Origin of the sequence: Sphingorhabdus profundilacus (assembly GCF_009769755.1) — a bacterium.
In the GTDB taxonomy this organism is placed as follows: Bacteria; Pseudomonadota; Alphaproteobacteria; order Sphingomonadales; family Sphingomonadaceae; genus Sphingorhabdus_B; species Sphingorhabdus_B profundilacus.
The window spans coordinates 258,505-280,091 of sequence record NZ_SDWJ01000002.1; the positions used below are offsets into that span (position 1 = coordinate 258,505).

The window sequence follows — 21,587 nt, forward strand, 5'->3', positions numbered from 1 at the left end:
GCGCCAAAATAAGTTGCGAAATGCGGGGGGCATTGTATTGCTATCTATCATTCAATGCAGAGTTATGGAGCGAAAGCCGGTGCAGCAATCTGGAGTGGATAATCATCACTGGCGGCCCTTTGGATCGGTTATTTTGTCCGTAATGCTGGCTTGGGCTGGCTTTACAGCGCCCGCCACTGCACAAGATCAACAACAATTGCCGCAATCTGTTGCACCGCAAAACACCCTTTCACCCGCACCCATCCCAGGGGAGCTGGAGCTTGCCAAGCTGATTTGGGGGACGATGGCGGCGGTGGATAATGCCAACCAGTCCGGAAATTATTCGGTATTGCGCGATTTGTCGGCGACCGGGTTTCAAATCAACAATAATGCTGCGCGCCTATCCGAGATTTTTGCTGGTTTACGAAGCAGCAAAATCGACTTGTCCAATGCGTTGCTGGTGGCCCCTTCCTACACAGCGCCGCCGCAAATGGTGCAACCCGATGTGCTCTATCTGCGCGGCTATTTTGGCATCCGGCCTACCTCGGTCGAGTTTGAACTTTATTATCAGTGGATGGCGGGCAAATGGCGTCTGTACGGCGTTTCCATTGTCCCGTTGCAAGTGGCAGGCGTGTCCCAAAACCAAAATCGCCCCACGCCTGCGCCCACCCCTGCGCCTGAAAAGAAACGAGATCGCTGAACCTGGCGCCGCAAACTACCCCGGTGAGCGTAACCGTTTGACGCGGGAAAACAGACCGGGGCTCGAAAAAGGTTCGAACATCTGGTCGGCACTTTCGGGGTCTAGCGCCGCATTCTCTGCAATCGCCTTTTCCGCATCCGTAAGTTCCGGAATATCCAGCCGCACCAGACGGCGGCCATTGCCTTTGACCGTGTCGATGATGTGCCGCATGGTTTTTCCCTGTTCGAGAAGCTCGAGCACCTTTTCTTCGGACAGTCCGCAATGTTCGGCCAAAAGCGAAGCGCGCATCGACCGGATCGTCGGGCTGGCACTTTCATTGCCGGGGCGGGTCGTATCGATGAAAATGTCGCATTCGCTGTCCAATCCCAGCGAACGGTTGTTCATATTGGCGGAACCGATACGCAATATTTCGTCATCCACAATCATCAGCTTGGCATGGACATAGATCGGCTCACCCTGCTTGGTGTGCGGAACATAGATGCAGAAACGGTCCTTGGGGTCGTGCTTCCCTATGGCGCGCAGCAGCTGCGCGCGGGCACCATCCATGGCCTTTTGCTCCAGCCATCCGTCCGCGGCCTCGGGGTTGACGACGATAATTTCGGGCGGGTCGGGTTCCGCCATACGCTTGGCGATGGCATCGGCGATTTTGGGCGAGGCAAAATACTGGTTTTCTGCGTAAATGAACTTCTTGGCGCGGGCGATCTGTTCCAGAAATAAGTGCTGGATTTCGCGGATTTCGGTGGCATCCTTATATTCCGCGCGGGTGCGCGCGATCCCCATTTCGACAAATTGATATTCGGCCTCCAGAAATTCGGGCCAGGGCGAAGCAGCATCTGTTGGACAGGGGTCCATGGGGTCGCCACCGGCCAATTCCCAACGCGCCCGGCTAAGGACGGCGAGTGCACCGGCGGCGTCGCCTTCGACCAGCATGGTCGTGTCATGCCAAGGGCCATACAGCTTCCCGTTCGGGCGCTTGCGCCGTAGGTCGCCGTCGACATGTTCGGGGGTGTCCCAGCGGTCTGCCGTCATGTCGATCCCACCGCATGCGGCCATCTTGTCGTCAATGACGACGATTTTCTGGTGGTGGCTGCATCCAGCAGGATGGGCACTGTCGAGCTTGAACTGGATCTGTTTGTGCATCGCCCATTTGGCGACATCCACCATGGCCGATCCGCGCGTGACCAGCTTAAGCGCACCGAAATTCCATTTGAGCAGCTTGATTTCCAGCCCCGGCGTCCGGTCGGCCAGCCACAATATGAAATCACCGAGCCGCTTGGGCGGGTCACCTTTTTTCCGGCGGCTCCGGCTTAAATCAATGCGTGTGTCGAAATCCCAGCCGATCAGCATGATGCGGTGCTTGGCATTCATCATGGCGGCCTGGATGATTTCATAATAGGGCGCCGCGTCGACGACAGCATGCGCTCGCGTCGCTTTCGCATGGCACCAGATGCCCGGGCTTTCCGAAATGTCGGGGTTCATTTGGTCTCCTGCATCTTTCTTTATAACAGCATCTAACAGGTCCTGCCGCAATTTAACGAGAAAAAGCTGACTCCACATTCTGGAAAAAGAAGGTATAGAACAAATCATGAACATAAAGGCGATTCTATCTGCACCCCCATCCAACAGGATGTGGCAGCAATATCAGTCGGAGAAGCCGCAAAGGCTTCTGCCGGTCGGCGCGCCTTTGGTGGACCAGCGGCTGCATGGGGGAATCGCGCAGGACGGTTTGCATGAATTTTTCGGGGCGGACCATAGCGATGGAACTGCGGCGGGCGCCTTTGCCATGCTTATGGCACTGCGCTTGCCTGACGCAGAGACGCATATTTTGTGGGTTTCGGGGGACAAGGAACGGCAGGTCTCGGGCCGGCTCCATGCGGCGGGCCTTGCACAAATGGGGGCAGATCCTGCCCGCCTGGTGCTGGTTCAGGCGGCGGATATGCGCGATGCCTTGCGCGCCGCAGCCGATGGAATCCGTTCAAAAGCCGCAGGTGCCGTCATCTTGGAGGTACAGGGCCATGCCCGGTTGATCGACCTCACATCGACACGGCGGCTGGTGCTGGCCGCGCGCGAAGCCGGGGTTCTGGCACTGCTGGTGCGGGGTGATGCGGCCCCGATGCCCAGCGCGGCCACCACCCGCTGGCAGGTCCGGTCCGCGCCATCGCTGCCTCTACCAGGCAACGTGCCGGGATTTGCAACATTCGACATCAATTTGCTGCGCCACCGCGCCGGCATTGCGCCTTTTGCGGCGAGAGTGACCTGGGATCATGGAGACAGAATTTTTCACGACGCGCCGTTATCTGGCGGTCTTTCTGCCGGTTCTGCCGGCGGAAAGACTGATCCGGAGTTGCGGAGACAGAGCGCCTGACGTTCCTTTTGCGCTGATTGAAAAGCAGCGCGGGGCCATGCGGCTTGTCGCCTGCGATATGGCTGCGCTTGGGCTGGGCATGACGCCCGGCATGGCGCTTGCCGATGCGCGGGCGCGCGTCCCTGATCTGGCGGTATTTGACCATGATCCGCAGGCGGACAGGCAATTGCTCGAATGGATTGCCGACGGATGCGAACGCTATACCCCCAGTTGTGCTTTGGATCCGCCGCAGGGTCTGATTCTGGATATTAGCGGCTGCGCGCATATATTTGGCGGCACCGAAGCGGCCCTTGCCCGGGATTTGAAAATGTGGCTGCGGCGTCATGGCCTGACCGCGCGTATCGCCTTGGGTGCGACACCGGACAGCGCGCGGGCCAAGGCCAGATTTGGTGTGCGGGTGATAAACGCATTGCCGGTGCACGCGCTGGATTGCGACGCAAAGGTGCATGCCGCGTTGCAGCGGGCCGGTTTGAAAACTGTCGGCGACCTTGCCGCGCGTCCACGTGCCGCCTTTGCCGCGCGCTTCGGTAAGGATTATGGCCGCACACTTGCGCGTCTGTTGGAGGAAGAAGATCCCCGCATTACGCCGCGCCGGGCCGCCCCGGTTATCCAGGTGGCGCTCAATTTTGCAGAGCCGGTGGCGCGCACGCAGGATGTTATGGCGGCGATTACCCATCTGGCACAGCAAAGCGCCATTCTGTTGCAGGAACGTGGCGAAGGTGGCCGGCGGTTCGAAATATCCCTGTTCCGCAGTGACGGTCATGTCGCGCGGCTTGCCGTGGATACCGGCACCCCGACGCGTGATGCCGCGTTGCTCGACCGGTTGTTCGGGGAGCGGATTGATACATTGTCCGATCCGCTCGACCCGGGATTTGGCTATGACATGATCCATATGGCTGTTCCGTGCAGCGAACATTTGGCCCTTGTGCAGGCAGGTCTTGAATCCAAGGTCAATGTAAAGGCGGAAAAGGCGGCGCTGATCGACCGGTTGAGCGTGCGCCTGGGGCCGGAGCGTGTCCGTCATTTTCACATGGGCAACAGCCATATTCCCGAACGTGCAACCTTTGAACGTCCCGCGCAGGCTGGACCGCCATCGGCTTTCCGGATCACACCCCAGATGCAGGAACCGCAAATGCGGCCTTTCCGTCTGTTCGACCCGCCGCAGCCTGTGGAGGTGACGGCGCTGCTGCCCGATGGACCGCCACGCCAGTTCCGGTGGCGGCGTCATGTCCATCTGGTCCACTTTGTGGAGGGGCCCGAACGGATCGCCGCCGAATGGTGGCGGCGTCCGGCGGGGCATGAACCGGGAAAGGGCGGACCGACCCGCGACTATTACCGTGTGGAGGACAGTGAAGGCCGGCGTTTCTGGCTGTTCCGGCATGGGCTATATGCGGAAGGGGGTGACCCGCGCTGGTATCTGCACGGGCTGTTCGCATGATTGCCTATGCTGAACTGGTCGCTGCGACCTATTATTCCTTTTTGCGCGGCGCATCCTCTCCGGCGGAAATGGTGATGCAGGCGGCCACACTTGGTATGAACGCGCTTGGCATAGCCGACCGCAACAGTGTGGCAGGTGTCGTGCGGGCATGGAGTGCAGTCAAGGCCGCCCGCGCCCAATCCCTATTGCCCCAAGGTTTCCGGCTTGTCACCGGCGCGCGGCTGGTCTTTGCCGACGGGACGCCGGATATTGTCGCCTATCCCCGCACCCGTCTGGGGTGGGGACGGCTGACCCGGCTTTTGACAACCGGGAATATGCGGTCGAAAAAGGGGGGCTGCATCCTTTATTTCGACGATCTGGCGGCGCACGCGCAGGATATACTCTTCATCCTTTTGCCTGTGTCCACGGCGCAGGAAAATACGCCGCAGGGCAAGCCTGTCCCCTATGACCATCATGACGGCAGCGAGGGGTTGCGCCTGGTGGAGCCAACGCCGCAGGGGATCGAGAATATCTTGCTGCGCCTGAAAAAATGCGCGCCCGACCGCGTCTGGCTGGGGGTGTCCATGCATCTTCAGGGCAGCGACAGGCGCCAGTTTGAACAATCCCGCCTTTTGGCCCAGCATCTGGATGTTCCCCTGCTTGCCACGAACGACGCCCTTTATGCAGAGTGCCGGAACCGGCCCTTGCACGATGTCCTGACGGCAATATCCCTCGGCGTCCCTGTGGCACAGGCTGGTGCCCGACTGGACAGCAATGCGGAGCGGTATCTCAAATCACCCGGCCAGATGGCCGATCTTTTCGCACATTGTCCCGACGCCATTGCCGAAACGTCCCGCCTGTTGCGGCAGATCACTTTTGATCTGGCGGACCTGGGTTACGAATATCCGCATGAGCCCGTGCCGGAAGGCTGGGATGCACAAGGCTGGCTGGAACATTTGGTCATGACCGAGGCGCAGCGTCGCCATCCCGATGGGTTGCCGCCCAAATTGGTGAAGATACTGAAGGAGGAATTCCAGCTTGTCCGGCTGAAAAATTATGCACCTTATTTCCTGACCGTGCACGACATCGTCCAATTTGCCCGCACGCAAGAACCGCCCATCTTGTGTCAGGGAAGAGGCTCTGCCGCCAATTCGGTGATCTGCTATCTGTTGGGGATTACCTCGGTCGATCCTGTTGCCAACAATCTGCTCTTCTCGCGCTTTTTGTCGAAAGAGCGGGACGAGCCGCCCGACATCGATGTGGATTTCGAGCATGAGCGCCGCGAGGAGGTCATGCAATATATCTACCAGCGGTACAAACGCCACCGTGCCGCCATCGCCGCCACCGTGATCCATTACCGTCCGCGCAGCGCGGTGCGCGAGGTTGGCAAGGCGCTGGGGCTGACCGAGGATGTGACGGCGCGGCTGGCGGGAACGATCTGGGGCAGTTTCGGGCGGGAGTTGCCCGAAGAGCGGCTGGTGGAGGCAGGCTTTGATCCGGCCAATCCGCAGATTGCCCAACTGCATGCGCTGGTCGGCCAGTTGCTCGATTTCCCGCGCCATCTGTCGCAACATGTCGGCGGTTTTGTGCTCACCGAAAACCGTCTGGATGAAACCGTGCCCATCCATAATGGCGCCATGGAAGATCGCACTTTCATCGAATGGGACAAGGACGATATCGCCGCGCTCAACCTGTTAAAGGTCGATATATTGGCGCTGGGGATGCTGACCTGCATCCGCAAAAGCCTCGACCTCATCCGGGAAAACGGATTGGGTGACTATCGCCTGGACAGCATACCGGCAGAGGATCCGGCGGTGTACCAGATGCTGCAAAAAGGCGACAGCATCGGCACCTTCCAGGTGGAAAGCCGCGCGCAGATCAACATGCTCCCCCGCCTGAAGCCCAAGGAGTTTTACGATCTGGTCATCCAGGTCGCGATTGTCCGCCCCGGGCCTATCGAGGGGGATATGGTCCACCCCTATCTGCGTCGCCGCAACAAGGAAGAGCCCGTCGATTTCCCCGCGCCCGCCCCGCCGCATGACCCGCGGGAACTGTACGACATTCTTCACCGCACCTTTGGCGTGCCGCTGTTTCAGGAACAGGCCATGAAGCTTGCCATGGTTGCGGCGGCTTTCACCTCGGACGAGGCCAATGGATTACGCCGTGCAATGGCCACATTCCGCAATGTGGGGACAATGCCGGATTATCGCGACAAGATGATCGAGGGCATGGTGCGCCGTGGTTATGAGCGTGATTTTGCCGAGCGATGCTACAAGCAAATCGAAGGCTTTGGCAGCTATGGCTTTCCCGAAAGCCATGCACAGGCCTTTGCCCATCTGGTCTATGTGTCGTCCTGGCTCAAATGCCATCACCCCGCCATTTTTACCGCTGCCCTGCTCAATTCCCAGCCCATGGGTTTCTATGCGCCCGCGCAATTGGTGCAGGATGCGCGGGCGCATGGGGTCGAGGTCCGGCCGATCGACATTAACTTCAGCCAATGGGACAACAGCATCGAAGCGGGGGCCTTGCGGCTGGGATTCCGGCAGGTCGATCATTTCCGGCAGGATTGGGCCAGGGCGGTTGTTGCCGCACGGCCCTTTGCCTCCATGGAGGAGCTCGCGCACAAGGCGTCTTTGCCGTCGCGCGACCTGCATCTTTTGGCCGATGCCGATGCGCTGCGGTCCCTCGGCTTCGACCGCCGCGCCGCCGGATGGGAGGCACGGCGGACGCCGTCGGACCAGCTTCCGCTTTTTGCCGCAGCGGATGCGCGCGAGCTGGCCGAAGAGCTGGACGCCCGCCTGCCCGCCATGCCGATGTGCGAGCATGTGGCTGCGGATTACCAGATGACGCGGCTGTCGCTGAAAGGGCATCCGATGCAGTTCCTGCGTTCGGTATTTGCGCGTGAGGGGATATTGAGCTGTGCCGAGACCGACAAGGCGCGGCACGGTTCTCGGGTGAAGACTGCCGGGGTCGTGCTGACACGGCAGCGCCCGGGGAAGGGCAACGCCATTTTCATCACCATCGAGGATGAGACGGGCATAATCAACGCCCTTTTATGGGCACGCATGTTCGAGCGGCAAAGGCGCGCTGTCATGGGCGCGCGCCTGATGGTGATCGAAGGGGAGGTGCAGCGCAGCAAGGAAGGCGTTGTGCACCTGATGGCGACGACGATTACGGACCGGACGCATGAGCTGGACCGGCTATCCGAAAGCCATGATCCCAATGTTCCGCTCAGCCGGTCGGACGAATTTGCACGCCCCGTCGCGCCCCGTCATGGCTACCCGCGCGACGTCCGCATCCTGCCGAGATCGCGCGATTTTCATTAGGCCGCGACCCATCTCTACTCCCCTCCCGCTTGCGGGAGGGGCCGGGGGAGGTTGGGTCGGTGAAGGCGCAAGGCGGACCTGCGGTCCGCCCCCTCCCCTAACCCCTCCTGCAAGCGGGAGGGGGATTGGTGCCTTCATTGACTGGCCCAATTCCTACCTCCGCGTACTCTGCGGTCTCCGCGTGAACCCATTAGCGCCGTGTTTCTGGTTCACGCAGAGTTCGCGGAGTGCGCGGAGTAGGTAGACTTCATCCTGAAACTTAGTTTCCTTCTTCTTGAATACTACTCCCCGTTGAGTCCCAACTTACGCGGCATCCTTCGTAGCCCGCCGTGCGGCGAGCTCGGCCACGGATGCGGCACGCATGAAGGGGTTGGTCGCCTTTTCAAGCGCGATGGTGGTCGGCACCGTCGGCTCCCCCCGATCGCGCAAGGCGATAACCTCTGCCATGCGCTGCACCAAAGCCCTGTTGTCCGGCTCGACGGTGAGGGCGAAGCGGCCGTTGCTCAAGGTATATTCATGGGCGCAGTAGATGGCGGTGTCGTCGCCCAGCGCCTCTAGCGCGCGCATATTGCCAAACATCTGCTCCGCCGTGCCCTCGAACAACCGCCCGCAGCCCATCGCGAACAGCGTGTCGCCGACAAAAGCGGCCTTATCTTCGGCGAAGTGAAAGGCGATATGGCCTGCCGTATGCGCCGGGACATCAAGGACATCAGCGGTCACATCGCCCAGCCGCACAACATCGGCGCCCTTCACCTGCACATCCAATGTCGGGATACGCCCTGCTTCGGCGGCGGGTCCTGTGATCGTGCAGCCGGTGGCCTGCCTTATCTCGACATTGCCGCCGGTGTGGTCGGGATGCCAGTGGGTGTTCCAGATCTGCGAAATCTTCCAGCCGAGCTCTTCCGCCTTTTCCAGAACGGGGGGTGCTACGGCAGGGTCGATCACCATGGTCTCGCCGCTCACCGGTTCGTGGACCAGCCAGACATAATTATCGGACAAGACCGGAATGCGGACAATTTCCAGCGCCATTACCAGCTCCCGACATTGGGCATGCTTGCCCAAGGCTCCGCAGGCTCCATATGGCCTACTTGCAAAAGTTCGATCGAGATGCCGTCCGGCGTGCGGACAAAGGCCATATGGCCATCGCGCGGCGGACGGTTGATGGTGACGCCCGCGTCCATCAGCCGCTGGCAGGTCGCGTAAATATCGTCGACCCGATAGGCCAGGTGCCCGAAATTCCGGCCGCCGCTATAATTTTCCGCAGGGCTGCCATCGGCGGGCGGCCAGTTATAGGTCAGTTCGACTTCCGCAACCCCGTCCTGGCCGGGCGCGGCGAGAAAGATGAGCGTGAATCGTCCCGCCTCGCTGTCGAAACGCCGCACTTCCTCCAGCCCGATCAGCTTAAAAAAGGCGACAGTCGCGTCGGGGTCGGTCACGCGGATCATCGTGTGCAGATATTTCGTCGCCATAATAACTCCATTCATCTCTGTTAAGGCACGGTTCATCGCCGATGCATTAGCGGACCGTGCAGTGGGTCGACGCAACAAATGGACCCGGACAGCATCCGGCGCAAGGGGCGCACAGGGCTGCGGGGTGGAATTTTCTAGGATCAGATAATGGGTGATGACAGTGAAACACAAGGGGCAAGCTGGCTCGGTAAGCTAACCGCCAATCAGGGCAAGGCGTGGCTCGCGGGCACGGCGCTATTGGCGACCGGTCTGGTAGCGGGCGGCTATCTGATGGGCGACGGGCTGGTGCGCATGAAACAGTCCGACCGCGCAGTGACCGTCCGCGGGCTAGCAGAGCGCGATGTGACCGCGGACCTTGCCACATGGACGATCGCCTATTCGGCAAAGGCGGGTGATTTGCAATCGGCTCAGGCCAAAGTCGACGGCGACACAAAGGCTATCCGCAGCTTCTTCAATAGCCTCGGTTTTGATGCCGATGCCCTGCAGCCAACCGGCGCCAATGTCTCGCAATATAATGAAAACGGCATTCCCACCTATACGGTAAAGCAGCGCCTGTCGCTGCGTACCACCGACATCAAAAAGGCCGAAGCCGCCGTGAAGCGGCAGTTTGATCTCGTCAAAAGCGGTGTAGAGCTGGAGGAGGGATCCGGCATGGCCTATACCTTCACAAAACTGAATGATATCAAGCCGGAGATGATTGCCCAAGCCACAAAAGATGCCCGCAAATCAGCCGAGCAGTTCGCAAAGGACAGCGGCACCGGCGTCGGCAGAATCAAATCGGCAACCCAAGGCTATTTCGAAGTCACCGCCCGCGACGGCGACACCGCCGGCGGTTGGGGCGTGTCGGATTCGCCCTATAAAAAGGTCCGGGTTGTCACCACGGTCGAATATTACCTGGATTAGGCTTTGGACCAAGCGGCAGGAGCATTTAAATGCGTTTGTCGGCGTCTAAATGGTGCAGAAATCGGACCAAAATGCGCGCCGTCAGTCGAACGCCATCAACTGGCTGGGAAACGGCGCGACCAACGGCGCGGCATCATCCCATTCCGCCGTCAGCCAGATCTGGTAATCAGCCTCCTGCAGGATCACCGGCATCGCTTTGGGATGCAGCGGTGCGACCAGCGGGTTGGGCTCGCAGGTCAGGAAGGCGAACGTCTTTTTCCCCTCGGGCGGCGACACCCCTCCCGTCGTCGCCCCACCCGCCCAGCGCCAGATACCCGCGAAAGCTGCAACCGGACGGTCGGTGATCGTAAACCAATGCTCCGCCCGCCCCTGCCCCATTTTCGGTTCGGCAAAGCGGGTGAAGGGCACAAGGCAGCGTTGCTCGGGCTTTATCAGCATCGCGCGCCAAAAGGGGCTGGCAAGATTGCGGACATTGGTGACATGCTTCGTCACCGTCGTCTTCGGCCGCTTGCCCGGCAACGACAACGGCACGCCCCATGTCATCAGGTCGATCGCCCCATCCAGCGCACCATCCTGCCGCACCACCGCCGCTTCGCGCCGGGGCCAGATTTCTTCCTCCAGCTCGATAGGGGCGGGCGGAACATGATCGGTCAGGCTCCACGAAATATATTCGCGCCACGTTTGCAACAGCGCCTGTGCGTCGGGGTTATTTGCATAATGGTTACACATTATGTGCAGATTAGGGTCAGCACCTGCTAAAGCAACCATAGCAAACGAGCCTTGATATGAATTTTGTCCCATTTCTGACGCCGACCAATCTGGCTACCGCATATATTGCCGTCAATTTTTGTGCCTTTGCCGCCTTTGGTATCGACAAGATGAAAGCCGAGGCGGGCAAGTGGCGCATTGCTGAATCCACGCTGCTCATGCTCGCATTTTTGGGTGGGTCACCCGGGGCCTATGCCGGCCGTTCGCTATTTCGGCACAAGACACGCAAGCAGCCCTTTTCCAATATGCTGCACAGCATCGCCGCGTTTCAAGGCCTGTTGATTGCGGGGGGTAGCGGCTGGTTGCTGGCCGGATAGCCTTTGCCAGGCCCCCTTGTCATGACGGGCATTTGCTGAAAAAGGGATGGGCTGTTGCACATCATATCATCAGGATTCCCGATGCCCGAAACCGCATTCAAGATTTTCACCGTTGACCAATGGGCGCAATTTCAAGCCGACGGTATATTTTACGGCGCGCCGGTCGATCTGGCCGATGGCTATATCCATCTGTCCGCCGCCGACCAGCTTCAGGGCACGCTCGACAAACATTTTGCAGGGCAGACCGGACTCGTCATTGCCAAAGTGGATCTCTCGGTCCTGGGTAATCTGGTAAAATGGGAAGAATCACGCGGCGGTGCGCTGTTTCCACATATTTACGGGGCGCTGCCGGTGGACGCGGTGATTGACGAACCAGCATTTACGTCCTGAGCTTTACCGCATAGGGAGAGCTCATGGCCGATCTCTATCTCAAAGCCCTCGAATCTGAACGCCGCAGCCTCTGGGCGACCGCGCGGCTGAAAGGATTGCCCAAAGATTCCCCGGAACGCCTCCGGATTGCGGCGCTTGACGCCGATATTGCGGCCCACAAGGCAAAACAAAAGGGATAAGGGCAGTTACCGCCTAAAGCTGCTTTTCGTAAATCCGGTAAACTTTATTGACGGTGCCACCCACAGCCTCCCCCACCGAACGCATGGGGCCGTTGCTGGCAAGTACCCACCCAAAGTCGCCGCGAACGGCACCGAATTTGGAAACTGAATCGCGACGGATATATTCAACCAGCATGAATGCCAACTGGCTCGCCATCCGCGTGGACTGCAGCTTTTTGACGACACCCATCAGCGGTACACGCATTGTACGCACTTTTGGCTTGCGTAACCACCATAGCAATTTTGCCCAATTAAAGGGCCATAAACTGCCCCCAAAATCCTTCAGCTTTTCATTTAGATCTGGAATCGTCATCATGAACGCGACCGGCTCTCCGTCAACTTCTGCGACGCGGATGAGATCTTCAAAAACGATCGGTTTCAGTTTTTTGCCGGCATAGGCGATTTCGGAATCGGTAAATGGCACAAAGCCCCAATTGTCGCTCCAGGCATCATTTAGGATGCTGAGCAGAAGCGCGGCTTCTTCGTCGAATCTGCTTTTGTCAACGCGCCTTATCCGGATCTTGTCCGACCGTTCGCCCATGGCGACGATCCGGCTCGACAATTCAGGAAGACCCTTATCGATCGGCAGGTCGTATGTCAGCAGATCCTGCACTCCGACATATCCGGCAGCCAACACCCAATCGGCGTAGGCTGGGTGGTTATAGCCCATCATGACCACAGGTGACTCGTCAAATCCTTCGACAAGCAAACCCGGTTCGTCCCACATCGCAAGGCTGATTGGTCCCAAGGACCGCGTCATGCCCTTTGCGCGCAAGGCGGCCTCCGCCCTTTCAATCAGCAAGGCGGCGACATCACCATTTTCGGCCTCGAACAAGCCCCAATTGCCACAGCCTAGGCCCATTCCCTGTTCAGCGGGTTGCTGCAATGCCAGATGATCGATGTGCGCTGAGATACGTCCCACAATCTGGCCACCGCGTTCGGCCAGAAAAAACTCTGCCTCGCCATGTTCGAACCAAGGGTTTTTCCCCGGCGTAATCAGGCCGTAAACCTCGTCCTTTAAAGGCGGCACCCAATGGGGATTGTCGGCATATAAGCGGTAAGGAAGGTCCACAAAGGCTTTCATGTCAGCCTTTGTCAGCACGGGTCGGATGATAATTTCTGTCATAACCATTTTTTGAGTCCGCCTCTGCCAACTGTCAATATACTTAGGATAACTGACCCTAAATACGAATCCGTTTTCGGAACGAACCCAGCGCGGCCTTGTCCGATTCATCCAATCCATAACGCAGTCCAAGCCATAGCGAAGGCCAAAATGATGCGAAAAGCGTCAACGCACGGACGCGGGCGCCAAATGGCATTAAAACCTCGCCGGCAGCCCACAGAAAAATGATGATCGCGGTGCCCGCCGCAAGGGCGCGGAAAAACCCTGCGCCAAATGGGCTGAGCCCGTCGCTGATTTGCAATTCCACCACCGCGGCCCATGCAGTGGCGACCACCGCGAAAGAAACGGAAATTGCCATGCCCAATGCGCCATAAGCAGGTACGAGGAAAAGGGCGAGCAGCAGCCACAGAGCAAGGCCGATGATTGAGTTCAGCAATGGGAGCCCGCGGTGGCCGACCATTTCCACAATTGGCGTTGCCGGACCTATTACGGCCTCGCCGGCCCTAGCCGCCAACAGGATAACCAACACCGGAAGCGCAGCCGCAGTCCCGGGCGCAAAAGCGGTCAACATATCCGATGCGATCAGTATCATGAAACCCGTCAATGGCACCGCAAGTAGCAGCGACATATGCGTCGAAAATCGATACATTGGTAGCAACGCACCACGATCAACCGACGCCTGAGCCGATGCAAGGGGCGACAGGACATAGAGGAATGATTGCCGGACGATCAGGGGAATCGATGCGATTTTTCGCGCTATGCCATATAATCCGGCTGCTGCAGCGCCCGCCGTACCTGGAACCATCAGATTAAGCAAAATCGGCGGCAGGTCATTATATGCCCGCCGTGCAATTGCAGGGGGCAGCATTGCGGCGCCGCCTTTCAACACCGCAGCACGGACCGTTAATGTCATCGGCGCCCGGATCAGCATTCGCATGTTATAATAGCGACCCAGCAATTGGGCCGACATTATTGCGGTAACCGCCAGTGACAGCATATGCCCCAGCAGCAAACCCAACAAATCAAATCCGGCAAAGAAGAAACCTCCCGCGAATAACAGGCGCGCAACCTGTTCCCAGAAAATACGTAGCCGAATTTCCGGACCAAATGCACGCTTTGCGCGGGCCGCCGCTGTCGCAATTTCGACGAAAATCCATAACGGAAGACTCCATGCGAAGAGCGCGATGGCACGCGGCATCTGCGCCACATCTTCCGGTGCGGTCGCCAAAAACCCGGCCAGCCACTCTGCCGACAAGGACATCGCCAATGCTGCCAAAACGCCAAGGCCGGTGCCCGTTACCAGTGCGAATTTGACTGCCGCATGTTGGCTAGGCCGATCCGCTTCTGCTGGAACAACACGTTGCAGCGCCTGTCCCATCGCCAGATCCAGGATATTCGCCAATATATTGATCGCAGCCCACAGGACCACATAAATGCCATAGCCGGACAAGCCGAACATCCAGGTATAGGCAGGCTGCGCGACAACCTCGATAAGTGCCCCCAGCCGCGACAGGGCGGCCAGCCCGGCGCCCTTGGCGACCTCTGTATTACTCACGGCGGGCGCTGGCGGAACCAGCGCGTCTTCGATAGGCCCGCTCACTTCGAAATGCTCATTCTTCGGTTCGGACCAGCACGGTTTCACCAATCAGAAAGAAAAGCAAAAACGGACCCCAAGCGGCAATTATCGGCGGGTAGGCACCCAAATTGCCCATTGCGAGTGCAAAATTATCTGCCACAAAATACGCAAAACCCAGCGCCATGCCGATAACCACACGCAGGAAAAGCGCACCTGAACGCGCCAATCCGAAGGCGGCAACCGCCGCAAGCAAAGGCATCAGCAGCGTTGACAGCGGCCCTGATAATTTGTGCCATAAAATGCCTTCAAGACTGTCCGTGCGCCGACCTGCAGCCTTCAGATCACTGATCGCATTCATCAAAGGGAAAAAACCGAGACTATCGCCGTCCACTTTTACATAATTGAATCGATCCGGTTTGATATCGCTGCCAACGTCGAGCGTATCGAACTTTTCTTCTTCGGTTGTGGCAACATTAAAACTTGTTACATCTTCAAGTTTCCAAGCCTTGCCCGTGAAACGGGCTTCGCGCGCGCGGACGACCTGACGAAGGCTCCCATTGGTGCGAAGATAAAGGCTGACATCCCCCAGCACCGTCTGATCGCCTGCGCCGGTAACGGTTCCGGCATTTATCAAATCCGGACCTTCGCGGACCCAGACATTGGTTTTGATACCGGTATCCAATGGCACAGGACCATAATCTTCGGCCTGCCATATTTTCAGGCGGGCGGTATTGGGTGCCACCACAATATCATTGAAAGCAAATGATATCCCGGCCACCGCAAGACTGGCGACAAACATGGGGGCGAGTATCTGGTGGGCCGACAATCCCGCCGCTTTCATGGCGACTACTTCGCTATTCTGGCTAAGGGCTGCAAATGCGATAAGCGTCCCGAGCAGAACGGAAAATGGTAAAAAACGTGCAATAATCTGCGGTGCGCGCATCATGACATAGCGCATGACATCGCCTTGATCATTGCCCGGAACAGAGAGTATCTTGCCACTCTCCCCCAAAAGATCGAGCGTCATCAAGATGAGGACCAGCATGGCCAGAACCGCAAAGGTTCGGACCACGAACAGCTTCGCCATATAGATTGTGATGTTACGGGACGGAAAGAAATGCATTATTTAGTCCCCGGATTCTGGCATGCCGATGGTTGCCAGGCGTGATTTTCGACCGAAATCGAATGCTTTGCGAATGGATTTGCCGATCCGGTCTGCAAAAACCTCCAGCGCACCGATCGGTTGACCGCCGGGGACATGGGCAATCACATGATACATCCACAAGATCAGCGCAGCAAAAAATGCAAATGGCACCCATAGGGCAATGAACGGATCCACGACACCCATGCCGCCCACGCCTTCTGCATATTCGTTAATTTTGTGGTAGGTCACAACCATGATGATCGACAGAAAAACGCCAAGTGCCGATGTCGACCGCTTGGGTGGAATCGCCAAAGCTACCGCTAGAAAAGGCAGCAACAGCATCATCGCCACTTCAACCAAGCGGAAATGGAAATTTGCCCAAGCCTTGTTGCGTTCACCGACAGGCTTGCTCGCATCCCCACCGATATTCATCAATTCGGTGATGATGTATTCACGATCCTTGCCGCCGCGCGCACGGAAACTCTCGATCTTTGGCAATGGTATCGGCACATCGTGACTACTGAAACTCAATACGCGGGGCGTTTTATAATTGGGAGCATCATGGACAAGCGTACCTTTTTCCAAACGCAACAAAATTGTGTCCGGATCATCAGTCCTGAGAAACTGGCCTTTTTCCGCAGAAACCGCAATTGACTGCCCATTTTTGCTTTTGGCGTACACAAACATTCCGGTTAGCCGGTTGCCATTATCGCGGCTTTCTTCGATCCGCATGGTCAAATTTTCGCCAACATTGTTAAATTCGCCGACCCTGACCTTCGCGCCAAAAGCACCGGACCTTAATTCAAAGCGCAACTCTTCATACAAGTAGCGCGCGCTTGGCTGGATGAAACCGACAATGGCAAAATTCAATGCTGCCAGGGCAATGGCGAGCATGAAAGGGACACGCAAAAGGCGGAAATAGCTCATCCCCACGGCACGAAATATGTCGAGTTCAGAAGAGGTTGCAAGCTTTCGGAACGCCAGCAAAATGCCCAGCAAAAGCCCGATTGGAATTCCCAAAGAGAGATATTCGGGAATGAGATTGGCCAGCATGCGCCATACAACACTGACCGGACCACCTTCTGCCGCGACGAAGTCAAACAGGCTCAGCATTTTTTCGAGAAGCAATAATGACGCCGCAATCGCCAGTGTGGCAAGCAGAGGCAACATTACAAGCCGGAAGACATAGCGGTCAGTGGCGGTGATAAATTTCAACTTATGGTCGCCCTATTACCCTAATTTGGCCGCAAACTCACCCGATAGACCGTAACAGGTTCAGGGGCAATATAGATGGCGTTTTGTCAACAAAAACGCCGGGAATACTGTTCCAGGAGTTCTATGATGAATAAGTTTGTTGCTATTTTTACAATCTCTACCTTCATTTTTGGGGCGGGAACCGCGGTTGCCGGTCAAGAAATCAACAACGACATGTCACGGTGCACGGCCGGCAATGGCCCCGCTATTTTGATAAATGTACGCGGGGTGAAAGAATCTGCGGGCAAAGTGCGTGTCCAGTCCTACCCGGCAACCAACAGTGCATGGTTGGCTAAAGGTCGTTGGCTGCATCGTATCGAAAGCCGAGCAAATGCGGGTAACATGACCTTCTGCGTGCCGGTTCCGGCAGAGGGTCGTTACGGTATAGCCGTGCGCCATGATCGAAACGGCAATGGGCAAACCGATATCAGCAAAGATGGCGGCGGTTTTTCAAACAACCCCAGCATCAGCATTTTGAACCTTGGCAAGCCTTCGTTCAGCAAGGTCGCCTTCCAAGCCGGGCCGGGCGTAACCAAGATCACTATCAACCTGAAATATTTGTAACGGAAATTATTTGGCACTTGTCGCACTTCTTTCGAATCCCAATTCCACCGGCAACAAATCGCTGTTGCCGGCAATCCGAAGCTATTGCGCCCGGAATCCCGATATATTCCATTATGAAGTCGAAGAAATTGGGCAAATTGCCAAAGCGTTAGAGATGATCGCACGGGTGAAACCCAAAGTATTGGTGGTCAATGGCGGGGATGGCACGGTCCAGTCCGCTTTAACCGAATTATACCATGGCGGCCATTTCGAAGGCACGCCTCCGCCGGTCGCAGTCCTGCCCAATGGCAAAACTAACCTCATCGCGCTGGATCTTGGTACAGAGGGGGATCCGCTAATTGCGTTAAGCCGTATTGTCGAAGTCGCCAAAGGGGACTTGACCGACCATATAGTCGTGCGTGAACTTATTGCCTTAAGCGATGGCAGCGAAGGTGCGCGACCTGTGCTCGGCATGTTCCTTGGTGGTGCCGGTCTGGCCGAAACCATTCTCTATTGCCGGAATAAAATTTATCCTCTCGGCTTGCCAAATGGCTTGAGCCACTTTCTTGCGGCCATAGCGGTTTTTCTCTCGACTATTTTCAGGCTGAAGGCCGATTTTCTTCCAGCCCGGGCCAATCCAATCAGTGTATCTTTCATCCGGCAGGGCGAATTGCAGGGCATATTTTCAGTCCTGATTGTTACGACTCTCGACAAATTGCTACTCGGCGCGCAAGCCGGCGGGGCGCGCAAAGGCTTGATGAAGTTTCTCGCGGTCGATCAAAGGCCTTGGTCAATGCTGAAAATGATTGTCGCATCACTGGGCGGGAAATTGGGGCAGCGTAAAATGACGGGCGTCCATTTTCAAGAAGGTGATACCATCCGTATCGATAGCGACGACAGCAGCGTTGTTCTGGACGGCGAAGTATTCGAAGCCAGCCGGGGAAGCCCGATTGTGCTAAGGTCTACGCCGCCTGTGCCATTCTTGAAACTCGCAGCCTGATCTTCCCGCTTAACAAGCATAGGTGAAAGTCGCTAAGGTGGTATCTGTGCCTTCGCTGTTACAACTTGTCGCTGAGGAACTGGCGGTTCCCGCCCTGCCGCAGGTGCAGGCTTTTGCGCGCTATATTGCAGGCCAATATCCGGATGCGGCGCGCGGCGTGCTCTTTTACGGATCCTGCCTTCGGTCCGAACGGCTGGAAGGCCAGATGCTTGATTTTTACGTGATCGTGTCGGACTATGACGCCGCGTACAGCCGGAAATGGATGGCCACGTGGAACCGGCGGTTGCCACCCAATGTCTTTCCGTTCCAGCATGAAGGTCTGATGGCCAAGGTTGCGATATTGAGCTTGGAAGATTTTCACGATTTGAACCGCCCTTCGGCGTCGGCTGTTTCGGTCTGGGCGCGCTTTGCCCAGCCATCACGGCTTTTATGGGTGGCCGATGATCATAGCCGGGCCCTGATTTGCACGGCAGTTTCAGGCGCTGCGCCGACCTTGCTCAACGCTGCATTGGCATTTACCGAACGCGAGGTCGACGTGCTCGATCTTTGGCAGACCGGGTTTCAAATGACCTATGACGCAGAATTGCGCGCAGAGCGGAAGGACCGGCCTTCGTCAGTGATTGAATTCGATCCCAACCGCTATGTGCGTTTGGGTCTGGCTGCGCTTCGGCATACCCCTATTGCCAATGCGTATCGCGGCGACAAGATCCATATTTTGCCTGACCCACAAGGCAGGATCGTGCAGGAGAGAGAACGTTGGCCCGCCTTACGCCGAAACGGCAAGCTATTGACTATTGCCCGCCTCGCCAAGGCAGCCTTTACCTACGCGGACGGCATTGATTATCTGGCATGGAAAATTAACCGCCACGCCGGAACCAAGATTGAAATCAAGCCGTGGCAGCGACGCTGGCCCCTTGTCGCGGCGCTGTTTCTGGTACCCAAATTATGGGCGAAGGGCGCAGTCCGTTAAGGCTTTGCAGTCCTGTCTGCAAAAAGTAGCGCCAAAGCAAAACTTGCCGCCAGCGCGGACGGCAGCCACAGACTTGCAATTCCGAATGCGTTGAACAATGCAGCTCCGATTGCCGCGCCGCTAACGAGACCAAGCCATAAAATCAGATAAGGCACCCACACCAGACGCTCCCCACCGCTGATAAGCGTCGCCATACCCTGGCCAATCTTCACCAGCGCACCGGTCATATAGGTCAGCCCAAATGACACCGAACCGTCGCGTTCAAAGAGTGTGTTTTCCGCGCCCATGCAAAATGCCGCCAGACACAGGCCCAGCAGCGGCACATCACGGGCAACTAATAATGGGGCAAGGAATAGCAATGCGGACATGACCGCCAGAATGAGCGCCTGACGCTTTGCGGCCGAGATTATTCCTTTTCGGCCGATCAACGAACCGCCGGTGACACCCAGCACAAAGCTTATCAGTAAGGAAGCAACCATGCCCACATAAGGCGCGCCGGAAGCGATGCCAACACTTAATCGGGTCGAATTACCGCTCATGAAAGAGAGGAAAAACCCGCCGCTGGACAGAAATCCGATTGCATCTACCATTCCGGCCATCGCGGCAAAACCAATCGCCAGCAGGCGCGCGTTCCGGTCGAGCCTGGTCACAACCGGACGATCAGATGATCCCCACGGCTTTTCCTGCCCGTTCGAAACGGTCAAGAATATCCGCAACCTGATCGCTCGTATGCTCGGCACAGAGTGAACACCGCAATAGGGTCATGCCCGCAGGAGTTGCAGGTGGGCGCGCCAGGTTCACGTAAAGGCCATTTTCCAGCAATGCCTGCCACATCGCCGCGCCTCTTTCGAGATCTGGCATGATAACAGCGATAATCGCGCTTTGTGCCTCGGGCGTACCCAGCTGGAATCCCAGATCGCGCAAGCCTTTGTGCAATGTCTTCGAATTCTCCCAAAGATGCGCCCGCTTGTTGCTGTTGTGCATCAATTTGCGAATACTCGTGGCCGAGCAAGCGACCACGGCGGGGGGCAGCGACGCCGTAAATACATAAGGACGGCACACCAGCCGCATGATTTCAAATTTGGGATGGTTGGAAACGCAGAAACCGCCCACGGTGCCGACGCTTTTACTGAAGGTTCCGATGACAAAATCGACATCATCGAGTACGCCCTGTTCCTCGGCAACCCCGCGGCCGTTTTCGCCGATAAAGCCCATCGAATGCGCCTCATCCACCAGCACCATGGCGCCCGCTTCTTTGGAAATGCGGATCATCTCCTTCAGCGGCGCAACATCGCCAAGCATCGAATAAACACCTTCAAGCACGACCAGTTTACCGGCGTCAGCAGGCAATCGTTTCAGACGTTTCTCCAATGCCTCCACGTCATTATGGCGAAATGCCACAATCTCGGCATCACCCATTTTGCACCCATCATAGATGGAGGCGTGGCTGTCGATATCGAGGATAATATAATCACCCTTGCCCGCAATCGTGCTGATAATCCCCAAATTGGCCTGATAGCCGGTAGAGAATACCATCGCATGTTTCATGTCGTAAAATTCACGAAGCGCGTCTTCGCATTCTTTATGGCCTTGAAACGTGCCGTTCAGAACGCGGCTGCCCGTCGTACCAGCGCCAAATTCGTCTAGTGCCTGTTTACCCGCCGCAATGACATCATCATCAAATGTCATGCCCATATAATTATAGGTGCCAAGCAAGATGGTTTCTTTGCCATTGCAGACCGCAACGGTTGGTGATTTCACTTCTTCCATCACAAGGCTGAACGGGTCTTTCACGCCCGTGGCGAGCAAGCCTTCACGTTGGGCGATCAGGGCGTCGAATTTGGAAAACAGGTCGTTCATGGGGTCAATCCGTCAGCTTCTTCACCGCGTCGACAAGATGGCCGACATTTTCAATTTCTGCCTGCAAATTCATGCTTATGACGATATCGAAATCATCCTCGACTTCGGCAACAAAATCCATCACGGTCAGGCTGTCCCATTCAAGATCACCCGCAAAAGTCGTTACTTCGGATATTTCAACACCCTTTTTATTGAAGGGCGCGATCAGGCCCTTCAGCCGATCAAACATTTCGCTACGGTCGGTCATATCACATCCTTTTGTTTT

Annotated in this window: 22 protein-coding genes; 11 read left to right on the forward strand and 11 right to left on the reverse strand. The window is 57.2% G+C overall.

What is annotated here, in order from left to right:
- Positions 1–64: 64 nt before the first annotated feature.
- Positions 65–679, forward strand: a complete 615-nt coding sequence (locus tag EUU23_RS09100; RefSeq protein WP_160353836.1) for a hypothetical protein — start codon at positions 65–67, stop codon at positions 677–679.
- A 15-nt stretch (positions 680–694) separates the two neighbouring features.
- On the opposite strand, the gene EUU23_RS09105 is transcribed toward EUU23_RS09100, so the two are convergent.
- Positions 695–2,158: a phospholipase D-like domain-containing protein gene (locus EUU23_RS09105; protein WP_160353837.1), complete on the reverse strand. Its 1,464-nt coding sequence runs from the start codon at positions 2,156–2,158 to the stop codon at positions 695–697.
- A gap of 106 nt (positions 2,159–2,264) precedes the next feature.
- On the opposite strand from EUU23_RS09105, the gene EUU23_RS09110 reads away from it, so the two are divergent.
- From EUU23_RS09110 to EUU23_RS09120, 3 genes are read left to right on the forward strand one after another with little or no spacing between them, the layout of a single operon-like run.
- On the forward strand, positions 2,265–3,044 hold the full coding sequence (locus EUU23_RS09110) for an ImuA family protein (protein ID WP_160353838.1): 780 nt from the start codon (positions 2,265–2,267) through the stop codon (positions 3,042–3,044).
- Positions 2,944–4,482 (forward strand): Y-family DNA polymerase, encoded by a 1,539-nt coding sequence (locus EUU23_RS09115; protein WP_179956538.1) that lies wholly within the window; start codon positions 2,944–2,946, stop codon positions 4,480–4,482. Before EUU23_RS09110 ends, EUU23_RS09115 begins: the two co-directional genes overlap by 101 nt.
- Entirely contained in the window at positions 4,479–7,787 is a 3,309-nt protein-coding gene (locus tag EUU23_RS09120; RefSeq protein WP_160353839.1) for an error-prone DNA polymerase, read from the forward strand. The genes EUU23_RS09115 and EUU23_RS09120 overlap by 4 nt, the downstream gene beginning before the upstream one ends.
- A 303-nt stretch (positions 7,788–8,090) precedes the next feature.
- Here the strand turns inward: EUU23_RS09120 and gloB are convergent, their stop codons facing one another.
- The gene (gene gloB, locus EUU23_RS09125) at positions 8,091–8,816 is read right to left on the reverse strand and encodes a hydroxyacylglutathione hydrolase (RefSeq protein WP_160353840.1); all 726 of its coding nucleotides are present in this window, start codon (positions 8,814–8,816) and stop codon (positions 8,091–8,093) included.
- On the reverse strand, positions 8,816–9,256 hold the full coding sequence (locus EUU23_RS09130; RefSeq protein WP_160353841.1) for a VOC family protein: 441 nt from the start codon (positions 9,254–9,256) through the stop codon (positions 8,816–8,818). The genes gloB and EUU23_RS09130 overlap by 1 nt, the downstream gene beginning before the upstream one ends.
- Positions 9,257–9,403: 147 nt before the next feature.
- Here EUU23_RS09130 and EUU23_RS09135 point away from each other — a divergent pair, with 147 nt between their 5' ends.
- Positions 9,404–10,159, forward strand: a complete 756-nt coding sequence (locus EUU23_RS09135; RefSeq protein WP_160353842.1) for an SIMPL domain-containing protein — start codon at positions 9,404–9,406, stop codon at positions 10,157–10,159.
- Between the two features lie 81 nt (positions 10,160–10,240).
- Here the strand turns inward: EUU23_RS09135 and EUU23_RS09140 are convergent, their stop codons facing one another.
- The gene (locus tag EUU23_RS09140) at positions 10,241–10,888 is read right to left on the reverse strand and encodes an SOS response-associated peptidase family protein (protein WP_160353843.1); all 648 of its coding nucleotides are present in this window, start codon (positions 10,886–10,888) and stop codon (positions 10,241–10,243) included.
- A gap of 56 nt (positions 10,889–10,944) precedes the next feature.
- Between EUU23_RS09140 and EUU23_RS09145 the strand changes: the two genes are divergently transcribed.
- The 3 genes from EUU23_RS09145 to EUU23_RS13980 all read left to right on the forward strand — a co-directional run bounded on the left by EUU23_RS09145 (position 10,945) and on the right by EUU23_RS13980 (position 11,813).
- Complete coding sequence (locus tag EUU23_RS09145; RefSeq protein ID WP_160353844.1) at positions 10,945–11,244, forward strand: DUF1294 domain-containing protein; 300 nt, start codon at positions 10,945–10,947, stop codon at positions 11,242–11,244.
- 81 nt (positions 11,245–11,325) lie between these two features.
- On the forward strand, positions 11,326–11,634 hold the full coding sequence (locus EUU23_RS09150) for a DUF952 domain-containing protein (protein ID WP_160353845.1): 309 nt from the start codon (positions 11,326–11,328) through the stop codon (positions 11,632–11,634).
- A 23-nt stretch (positions 11,635–11,657) separates the two neighbouring features.
- Positions 11,658–11,813, forward strand: a complete 156-nt coding sequence (locus EUU23_RS13980; RefSeq protein WP_179956539.1) for a hypothetical protein — start codon at positions 11,658–11,660, stop codon at positions 11,811–11,813.
- 13 nt (positions 11,814–11,826) lie between these two features.
- Here EUU23_RS13980 and EUU23_RS09155 read toward each other — a convergent pair whose 3' ends face one another.
- From EUU23_RS09155 to EUU23_RS09170, 4 genes are read right to left on the reverse strand one after another with little or no spacing between them, the layout of a single operon-like run.
- Positions 11,827–12,984, reverse strand: a complete 1,158-nt coding sequence (locus tag EUU23_RS09155; protein WP_160353846.1) for a GNAT family N-acetyltransferase — start codon at positions 12,982–12,984, stop codon at positions 11,827–11,829.
- Between the two features lie 49 nt (positions 12,985–13,033).
- Positions 13,034–14,617 (reverse strand): oligosaccharide flippase family protein, encoded by a 1,584-nt coding sequence (locus EUU23_RS09160; protein WP_160353847.1) that lies wholly within the window; start codon positions 14,615–14,617, stop codon positions 13,034–13,036.
- Positions 14,586–15,674, reverse strand: coding sequence for an LPS export ABC transporter permease LptG (lptG, locus tag EUU23_RS09165; protein ID WP_160353848.1), 1,089 nt, complete (start codon positions 15,672–15,674; stop codon positions 14,586–14,588). The genes EUU23_RS09160 and lptG overlap by 32 nt, the downstream gene beginning before the upstream one ends.
- A gap of 3 nt (positions 15,675–15,677) precedes the next feature.
- A complete protein-coding gene (locus EUU23_RS09170) occupies positions 15,678–16,910 on the reverse strand; it encodes an LptF/LptG family permease (protein ID WP_160353849.1) in 1,233 nt (410 codons plus the stop codon).
- Between the two features lie 126 nt (positions 16,911–17,036).
- On the opposite strand from EUU23_RS09170, the gene EUU23_RS09175 reads away from it, so the two are divergent.
- Genes EUU23_RS09175 through EUU23_RS09185 form a run of 3 tightly spaced genes read left to right on the forward strand, consistent with a single transcriptional unit; the run spans position 17,037 to position 19,462 of the window.
- Positions 17,037–17,513: a DUF2141 domain-containing protein gene (locus tag EUU23_RS09175; RefSeq protein WP_179956553.1), complete on the forward strand. Its 477-nt coding sequence runs from the start codon at positions 17,037–17,039 to the stop codon at positions 17,511–17,513.
- Between the two features lie 10 nt (positions 17,514–17,523).
- Positions 17,524–18,492: a diacylglycerol/lipid kinase family protein gene (locus tag EUU23_RS09180; protein WP_160353850.1), complete on the forward strand. Its 969-nt coding sequence runs from the start codon at positions 17,524–17,526 to the stop codon at positions 18,490–18,492.
- Positions 18,493–18,538: 46 nt separating this feature from the next.
- Complete coding sequence (locus EUU23_RS09185; protein WP_160353851.1) at positions 18,539–19,462, forward strand: hypothetical protein; 924 nt, start codon at positions 18,539–18,541, stop codon at positions 19,460–19,462.
- Here EUU23_RS09185 and EUU23_RS09190 read toward each other — a convergent pair.
- The 3 genes from EUU23_RS09190 to EUU23_RS09200 are packed head-to-tail and all read right to left on the reverse strand — an operon-like array spanning position 19,459 to position 21,569.
- Positions 19,459–20,166, reverse strand: coding sequence for a YoaK family protein (locus EUU23_RS09190; protein WP_160353852.1), 708 nt, complete (start codon positions 20,164–20,166; stop codon positions 19,459–19,461). The genes EUU23_RS09185 and EUU23_RS09190 overlap by 4 nt on opposite strands.
- Positions 20,123–21,322, reverse strand: coding sequence for a serine palmitoyltransferase (gene spt, locus EUU23_RS09195; RefSeq protein WP_160353853.1), 1,200 nt, complete (start codon positions 21,320–21,322; stop codon positions 20,123–20,125). The genes EUU23_RS09190 and spt overlap by 44 nt, the downstream gene beginning before the upstream one ends.
- Positions 21,323–21,326: 4 nt before the next feature.
- Complete coding sequence (locus EUU23_RS09200; RefSeq protein ID WP_160353854.1) at positions 21,327–21,569, reverse strand: acyl carrier protein; 243 nt, start codon at positions 21,567–21,569, stop codon at positions 21,327–21,329.
- Positions 21,570–21,587 lie beyond the last annotated feature (18 nt).